Raw genomic sequence first — 5,007 nt, 5'->3', positions numbered from 1 at the left:
CCCCGGCCCGCCGGGTGTGCCAGGCGGGGCCGCCGGGTGCGCCGGGCAGGGCCGTTCCGGCTCGCGGGCCGGTCCGTGGGGCGGCCCGCCCCCGACGGTCGGCAGGCGTCTGTACTCGGCTTCCTCCCCACGAGCCCGTTCGCTCCTCGACTCTTGCGCCGTCGCGTGGATGGCGTATCTTGAACGCGTTCAATTGAACGCGTTCAAAGGGGGGTGTCGCGGGTGACCGAGTATCGGCGGGTGCCGGCCTGCCAATGGGGGTGGGCCGTGGCCGCGGTGGTGGTGGCGGCGATCGGGGCGGGCCTGGGGGTCGCCGTCGCGACGTACTTCGGCGCGCTCTTCGTGATCACCACGCTGGTGGCCGCCTCCCCGCTCGCCCTTCGGGAGAGTCCGAAGACCTTCGCCCGGGCGTGCCTTTCCGTCGGGACGGGCCTGCTGGTCTGGGCGCTGATCGGTGTCATCGTGGGGATGTTCGTGTTCATCCCGGCGGCCCTGCTGCTGTTCGTCGCCTCCTTCGCGGCCCGCGGCAACCGGCCCGGCGTATGGTTCGCGCTGGCCGTACCCCTGGCGGGTGCGGCGGCAGTGGTGGCGTTCGTGGCACTGTTCGTCCGCGGGTAGCGAGACCCGGACGGCGAACCGCCGCCCACCTTCCACGCGGCTGCCGGGGGTCGTGGAGGTGCGCCTCTACACCTTCCGCGGCTGCGGCCGGCCGGTTTCGCCCGCCGCTCGCCGCCCTGCCGCGCCGGCCAGGCGGAGTCGTGTGCCCAGCTCGATGAGTGGATCCCATATCCGGGATAGCATCGCGAATATGGGAATCGACACGGCCGCCGACGAGCGGCTGGCGCAACGGCTCGCCGAGCTGAGGCTGGAACGCGGGTGGACCCTGGAGGAGTTGGCGCGGCTGGCGGACGTCAGCCGGTCGACGCTGTCCCGGGTGGAGCGGGCGGAGGTCAGCCCGACGGCCGCGCTGCTCGGGCGGCTGTGCGCCGTCCACGGGCGGACCATGTCGCGGCTGCTCGCCGAGGTGGAGTCCGGCCCGGCCCCGCTGCTGCGGGCCGGAGAACAGCAGGTGTGGCGGGACGAGACGACCGGGTTCGTCCGCCGTTCGGTCTCGCCGCCGCACGGCTCGCTGCGGGCGGAGATCATCGAGGGCCGGTTGCCGGCCGGCGCGGACATCGCCTACGACCGAGCCTGCACGCCCGGCCGGGAGCATCACCTCTGGCTGTTCGAGGGGCGACTGGAACTGACCGTGGACGGCGCGCCGCAGCCGCTCGGCCCCGGCGACTGCCTGCGCTACGTCGGCGGCACCAGCCGCTTCCGCAGCCTCGGCCCGGGCGAGGCCCGGTACGCGCTGGTGGTGGTCGAACCGTGAGCGCCGTGACCGGCCCGATAGCCGAGGAGCCCGAGGAGAGCAAGGAGCCCGAGGAATCCAAGGAGCGCTTCGACGCCGCCGGGCGCCGGGTCCTGCTGGTCTGCGTCGCGGGCGGCTTCACCACGCTGCTCGACCAGTCCGTCCTCAACACCTCCATCCCCGCCCTGCGCGAGACCCTGAACGCCGGGCCCGCCGACCTCCAGTGGATCGTCGCCGGCTACTCGCTCGCCTTCGGCCTCGCGCTGATCCCCGGCGGGCGGCTGGGCGACGTCAAGGGCCGCAAGTGGTTCTTCGTCACCGGCCTGGCCCTGTTCACCCTGGTCAGCCTGGTCTCGGCGACCGCCACCGAGCCCGGGGTGCTGGTCGCCGCCCGGCTGCTCCAGGGCGCGGGCGCCGGCCTGGTCAACTCCCAGATGATCGGCACCCTCCAGGACGTCTTCGACGGCCAGCTGCGGGCCCGCGCCCTCGGCATGTACGCCGTCACCGGCGGCCTCGCCTTCGCGCTCGGACCGCCGATCGGCGGCGCGGTGCTGGCCCTGGCCGGCCCCGAGCACGGCTGGCGGCTGACCTTCCTGCTCAACGTTCCCTTCGGCCTCGCCACCGTCGCCCTGGCGGTCCGTCACCTGCCGAAGCCCCGCCCCGGTTCTCGGAACGCCGACCTCGACATCCTCGGCCTGCTGCTGGTCGGGGCGCTCACCCTGGCCCTGATGCTGCCCTTCGTCCGGCCGCCCGGCTGGACCGGCTGGCTCGCCTTCGCGGCCGCCGCCCTGCTGCTGCTCGGCGCGCTCGCCGGGTGGCAGCGCCGCTACGCCCGCACCGGCGGCCACCCGCTGATCCACCCGGCCCTGACCCGCTCCGCGCCGTACGCGCTCGGGACGGCCACCGCGATGGCCCAGTTCGGCTCCTCGCTCGCCGCCTCGCTGGTCCTCACCATGTTCCTCCAGGACGGCCTCGGCCTCTCCCCGATGGGCGCCGCGCTGGTCGCCCTGCCCTCCGCCGTGGCCATGGGCGTCGCCTCCGCGCTCGCCTGGCGGGTCGTCCAGCGCTACGGCCGGCGCACCGTCACCGTCGGAATGATCGGCTCCGCGCTCGCCATACTGCTCAGCGGGCTGCTCGCGCTCCGGGCGCCCGTCACCGTCCTGCCCTGGCTGCTGGCGCTGCTGCAACTGCTCGGCGGCGCCTCGGTCGGCCTGATGGGCTCCACCAACCAGGCGTACGTGCTGCGCCACGCGCCCGCCGAGGCGGCCGGGGTGAGCGGGGCGATCCTGCAGATGGCCCAGCGGATCGCGGCGGCCGTCGCGGTCTCGGCACTGTCCGGGGTCTACCTGCGGGAGACCGCCGGGGGCGGCGGGCACCGCTCCGCCTTCCTGACCGCGAGCGTGGTGTGCGCCGCGGTGGCCGGACTCGCCGTCCTGGCCTCGGTGTTCGCCGGCCGAGCCACGGCCCGGGAGCAGCGCGAGGGCGGACCGGTCGCGCTGAGCCGAGGGCGAACGCCGGTCCGCTAGGCGGTGGTCGGTGCGTACCGTGGCAGGCATGACCGACGTACGGAACCGGACCGTGGACCTGCCCGGGGTGACGCTCGCCTACCGCGAGAGCGGACGGCCCGACGGACCGCCCCTGGTCCTGCTGCACGCCCTCGGCGAGCGCGCCGCCGACTGGGACACCGTCCTGCCCGACCTCGCCCCCGCCCACCGGGTGTTCGCGCTCGACCTGCGCGGCCACGGCGACAGCGCCCGCACCGCCGCCTACTCGCTGGAGGCGATGCGGGACGACGTGCTGTCCTTCCTCGACGCCCTCGGGCTCGCCCGCGTCGACCTGGTCGGCCACTCGATGGGCGGCGCCGTCGCCCACCTGCTCGCCCAGGCCGCGCCGGAGCGGGTCGACCGGCTGGTCCTGGAGGAGATCCCCGCGCTGTACCCGCGCCCGGCGAGCGTGGTGCCCGAGGACCCGGCGCAGGACGTGCACTTCGACTGGGCGATGGTCCGGGCGGTCAAGGCCCAGTTCGACGATCCCGACCCGGCCTGGCGGGCGGGGTTGGACCGGATCACCGCTCGCACCCTGGCGGTGGCCGGCGGCCCGGTCAGCCCCGTCCCGCAGGAGCGGATCGCCGAACTCGCCCGGCTGATCCCGGACTGCCGCCTGGTCACCGTCGAGGCCGGGCACCTGGTGCACGGTGCCCGGCCCGCCGAGTTCGTCGCCGCGGTGGCGCCGTTCCTGGCCCGGTGAGCTGCCGGGCCGCTTCTGCCGGAAGGGTCAGACGCCGTGCTCGGCGGGCAGCCGCCCGCTGCGCACCGCCGTCAGCAGGTCGGTGTGGTCGGCCTCGGTGCGGTCCGCGTAGGCCACCGCGAAGGCGGCGACCGCCTCGTCCAGCGCCTCGCTCTTGCCGCAGTACCCGGCCAGCAGGCCCGGGTCGGCGGTGTGCGAGTGCGCCCGGGCCAGCAGGGTGCCGGTGATCCGGGCGTAGTCGTCCAGCTGGGCCGGCAGCAGCGCGGCCGGGTCGACGCTGCCCTTGCGGTTGCGGAACTGCCGGACCTGGTAGGGGAGTCCGTCGACCGTCGTCCAGCCCAGCAGGGTGTCGCTGACCACCTGCATGTGCTTCTGGCCGAGCACCACCCGGCGGCCCTCGTGCCCGTCCGCCGCCGGCTGTGGCCCGTTCGGCAGGTACGGCAGCAGGGCGGAGGGACGGGCCTCCTTCACCTGCAGCACCAACGGCTGGTCCCGGTGGTCGGTGAGCAGCACCACGTACGAGCGGGTGCCCACACTGCCGGTGCCGACCACCCGGAACGCCACGTCCTGCACCCGGTAGCGGGACAGCAGGGTGCGTACCTCGGCCGGCACCGTCTCGACGTACGGGCCGAGCGCGTGGGCGACGGCGCGGGCGGTCGCGTCGGTGACCTCGGTGAGCACCGGGGCGGCGGCCGTGAAGCGCCAACCGCCGTCCGCGGTCCGGGCGGTGTTGCGGGCGGCGAACCGCGCGCTGGTGTTGCCGAGTGCCTTCGCGCCGACCTTGCGCAGCACCTCGGCGAGGTCGTGCGCCTCGGCGAAGGAGACCAACTGCTCGTCCGCGATGGCGTTCCAGGCGTCCAGCCCGGGCAGCTTGGCGAGCGTGCGCACGGTCCGGCGGTACGAACCGGCCGCGTGCTGGGCGGCCTCGCGCGCGGTGCTCTCGCTCGCCCCGGCCTCCCGGGCGGCCAGCACCAGGCTGGCGGCGAGCCGCTTGAGGTCCCACTCCCAGGGGCCGGGGACGGTCTCGTCGAAGTCGTTGATGTCCAGGACGAGTTGGCCGCGGGCATCCCCGTACAGGCCGAAGTTCGCGGCGTGCGCGTCCCCGCACAGCTGCGCGCCCACCCCGGTCACCGGCGTGCCCGCGAGGTCGGCGGCCATCAGCCCGGCCGACCCGCGCAGGAACGCGAACGGACTGGCGGCCATCCGGCCGACCCGGATCGGTACCAGCCGGGCTATTCGGCCCGAGTTGGAGGCCTCCAGCGCGGTCACGGCCGTCGGCCGGCCGGGCGCGGGGGAGAACTCCGCGTGCCGCTCCCGGGGCACCTGCGTCCGCAGTTCCTTGCCGCGCGCCCGCGCCTGCCCGTCCTGCGCCGAGGCGAACCCGGCCACCGCGAACCCGCGCCGGGTCC

Annotated in this window: 5 protein-coding genes; 4 read left to right on the top strand and 1 reads right to left on the bottom strand. The window is 75.3% G+C overall.

Annotated features, from left to right (window positions below):
• Positions 1-222: 222 nt before the first annotated feature.
• From KS423_RS38215 to KS423_RS38200, 4 genes are all read left to right on the top strand, one after another.
• On the top strand, positions 223-618 hold the full coding sequence (locus tag KS423_RS38215; RefSeq protein ID WP_224284336.1) for a hypothetical protein: 396 nt from the start codon (positions 223-225) through the stop codon (positions 616-618).
• Between the two features lie 190 nt (positions 619-808).
• Complete coding sequence (locus KS423_RS38210; RefSeq protein WP_224284335.1) at positions 809-1,372, top strand: helix-turn-helix domain-containing protein; 564 nt, start codon at positions 809-811, stop codon at positions 1,370-1,372.
• Positions 1,369-2,877 carry an MFS transporter gene (locus tag KS423_RS38205; RefSeq protein ID WP_224284334.1) on the top strand — a complete coding sequence of 503 codons (1,509 nt, stop codon included), beginning with the start codon at positions 1,369-1,371 and terminating at the stop codon, positions 2,875-2,877. The genes KS423_RS38210 and KS423_RS38205 overlap by 4 nt, the downstream gene beginning before the upstream one ends.
• A 28-nt stretch (positions 2,878-2,905) precedes the next feature.
• Positions 2,906-3,598 carry an alpha/beta fold hydrolase gene (locus tag KS423_RS38200; RefSeq protein WP_224284333.1) on the top strand — a complete coding sequence of 231 codons (693 nt, stop codon included), beginning with the start codon at positions 2,906-2,908 and terminating at the stop codon, positions 3,596-3,598.
• A 27-nt stretch (positions 3,599-3,625) separates the two neighbouring features.
• On the opposite strand, the gene KS423_RS38195 is transcribed toward KS423_RS38200, so the two are convergent.
• A partial coding sequence (locus tag KS423_RS38195; RefSeq protein WP_374120107.1) for a DUF2252 domain-containing protein occupies positions 3,626-5,007 on the bottom strand: 1,382 nt, incomplete at its 5' end.

This window comes from Streptomyces sp. LS1784 (genome assembly GCF_020103755.1).
Classification (GTDB): domain Bacteria; phylum Actinomycetota; class Actinomycetes; order Streptomycetales; family Streptomycetaceae; genus Kitasatospora.
Note: the sequence above shows the minus strand (reverse complement) of the source record. Positions and strands in the feature narration are given on the sequence as shown.